This window comes from Kitasatospora sp. NPDC057512, from assembly GCF_042802135.1.
In the GTDB taxonomy this organism is placed as follows: domain Bacteria; phylum Actinomycetota; class Actinomycetes; order Streptomycetales; family Streptomycetaceae; genus Kitasatospora.
Map to the genome: position 1 here is coordinate 1 of NZ_JBHVET010000925.1, position 2,806 is coordinate 2,806.

The 2,806-nt window shown below is 75.8% G+C and carries 1 protein-coding gene; it reads right to left on the reverse strand.

From position 1 onward, the window contains the following. The coding region (locus tag ACFU6K_RS35820; RefSeq protein WP_380670336.1) for an amino acid adenylation domain-containing protein at window positions 1-2,806 on the reverse strand (2,806 nt) is incomplete at both ends.

Below are 2,806 nucleotides of genomic sequence, written 5' to 3' on the forward strand. Positions count from 1 at the left end.
CGCCAACTGCTGTGCGGCCAGGGAGGTCTGGTCCTGGTCGTCGCCGAGGAGGTCCTGCTGCCAGAGGGTGTAGTCCGCGTACTGCACCGGCAGCGCGTCCCAGCTCGGCGCGGTGCCGGTGGACCGGGCCGCGTACGCCCGTGAGAGGTCCCGGGCCAGCGGGGTGGCGGACCAGCCGTCGGCCACGATGTGGTGGACCACCAGCAGGAGCAGGTGCTCCGTCGGTCCGGTGCGCAGCAGTGTCGCGCGGACGGGGAGCCGGGTCGCGAGGTCGAAGCCGCGGGCCGCCTCGCGGGCGGCTTCCGCCGGGGCCTCGGCGGGGGAGGTCTCCCGGACGGTGAGTCCGGTCCAGGCCTCGGTGCCGAGGACCTCCTGGCGGGGCTCGCCGTCGGTCTCCGGGAACACCGTGCGCAGCACCTCGTGCCGCTCGACCAGGTCGGCCAGCGCCGCCTCCAGCGCCGTGACGTCCAGGGCTCCGGAGAGCCGGACCGCGAACGCCATGTTGTAGGCCGCCGAGCCGGGCTCCAGCCGGTTCAGGAACCACAGGCGCCGCTGGGCGGAGGACAGCGGCAGAGCGGCCGGGCGCGGTCCGGGCCGCAGCGCGGGCCGCGCGGAGCGGTCCCGGTGGAGGCGGCCGGCCAGCCGGGCCACGGTCGGCGCCTCGAACACGTCCCGGATCGAGACGGTCGACCCCAGCGCCGTACGGATCCGGCTGACCAGCCGGGTCGCCAGCAGGGAGTGGCCGCCGAGGTCGAAGAAGCTGTCGTCGATGCCGACCCGGGGCAGGGCGAGGACCTCGGCGTAGAGCGCGCAGAGGCGCTCCTCGGCCGGGGTGCGGGGCGGCCGGGCGGCGACGGGGGTCAAGTCGGGGGCGGGCAGCCGGTTGCGGTCGATCTTCCCGCTCGGGGTGAGGGGGAGTTCGTCGAGTACGAGGACGGCGGCCGGGACCATGTGGTCGGGCAGGTGGTCGGCGGTGTGGTCGCGCAGGGTGGCGGGGTCGGGGGTGGTGCCGGGGGTGGGGGTGACGTAGGCGACGAGGGTGGGGCCGGTGGGGCCGTCGGTGCGGGCTATGGCGACGGCGGTGCGGACGGTGGGGTGGGTGGTGAGGGCGGCTTCGATCTCGCCGGGTTCGACGCGGAAGCCGCGGATCTTGATCTGGGTGTCGGCGCGGCCGAGGTAGACGAGCCGGCCGTCGGGGGTCCAGCGGACGAGGTCGCCGGTGCGGTACATCCGGGAGCCGGGCTCGTAGGGGCAGGCGAGGAAGCGGGTGGCGGTGAGGCCGGGGCGTCCGGTGTAGCCGCGGGCGAGTCCGGCGCCGGCCAGGTACAGCTCGCCGGCCACGCCGGGGGGCACCGGCCGCAGCCCGTCGTCCAGCACGTACGCCCGCATGTTCCAGATCGGACGGCCGATCAGGGTGTCGGCGCCGTCCGGTCCGGCGCACACCTCGCCCCGGGTCGCGACGGCGCCGGCCTCCGAGGCGCCGTAGAAGTTGAGCAGCCGGGCCGAGGGCAGGGCCCGCCGGAACGCCCGGACGGTGGCGGCGGGCAGTTGCTCGCCGCTGCAGATCCAGACCGCGCAGCCCGCGACGGCGGACAGCTCGGCGCCGTCCGGGGAGCCGTCCAGGAAGGCGTTCAGCAGGCTGGGCACGACGGTGAGCCGGGCGATGCCGTGCCGGGCCGTGGCCGCCGCCAGCTCGGGCACGCTCCGGGCCGTGTCGGCGTCGACCAGGACGGTCGAGCCGCCGGACAGCAGCGGCGCCAGCAGCTCGGTGATCCCGTCGATCACGCTGACCGGCGACTTCGCCAGGATCGCGGCCTCCCGCTGCTCGGGGAGCTCCTCGGCGAACCAGGTCAGCCGGTTGACCAGGGCGCGGTGCAGTCCGAGCACGCCCTTGGGCCGGCCGGTGGAGCCCGAGGTGTAGATGACGTACGCCGGGTGGTCGGGCAGCAGCGGGCAGCTGCGGTCCGCGTCCGTGGGGGCGGTGCCGGGGAGGGCGGCCGTGGCGCGCTCCAGCGCCGGGTCGTCCAGCAGCAGGCGCGGCAGGCCGGTCTCCGGCAGCTGTCCGGCGGTCGCGCCGTCGGTCAGCAGGAGGACGGGCGCGGCGTCGTCGAGCATCAGCCGGACGCGGTCGGCCGGGTACGCCAGGTCGACGGGCAGGTGCGCGCCGCCGGCCTTGAGCACGGCCAGCAGGGCGACGACCAGGTGCGGCGACCGGGGCGCCGCGAGCGCCACCGTGCTCTCCGGTCCGACGCCCCGGCCGATGAGGTGGCGGGCGAGCCGGTTGGCCCGGGCGTCGAGTTCGGCGTAGGTCAAGACGGTGGTGTCGGTGCGGACGGCGACGGCCTCGGGGGTGCGGGCGGCCTGGGCCTCGAAGAGGGCGACGACGGTGGTGCCGGGGTGGCCGCCGGCGGTGTCGTTCCACTCGGTGAGGACCTGCCGGTGCTCGCGCTCGGACAGCAGGTCCAGCCGCCCCAGCGGGAGCTCCGGGTCGCGGGCGACCTGGTCGAGCAGCCGGACCAGACGGGCGACCAGGGCCTCGGCGGTGGCCGGTTCGAAGACGTCCGCGCTGTACTCCAGGAAGCCGTCGATGCCGGCCGGGGCGGCGCTCGCGTCCTGCTGTTCGGCCAGGAAGAAGTTCAGGTCGAACTTGACCGAGTCGGCGGCCGGCGGCTCGAAGGCCGCCCGGACGCCGGGCAGGGCCAGCTCGGGGCGGGTGTTGTTCTGGAGCACCAGCATGACCTGGAAGAGCGGGTTGCGGCCCATGGAGCGTGCGGGGTCGAGGACTTCGACGAGTCGTTCGAAGGGG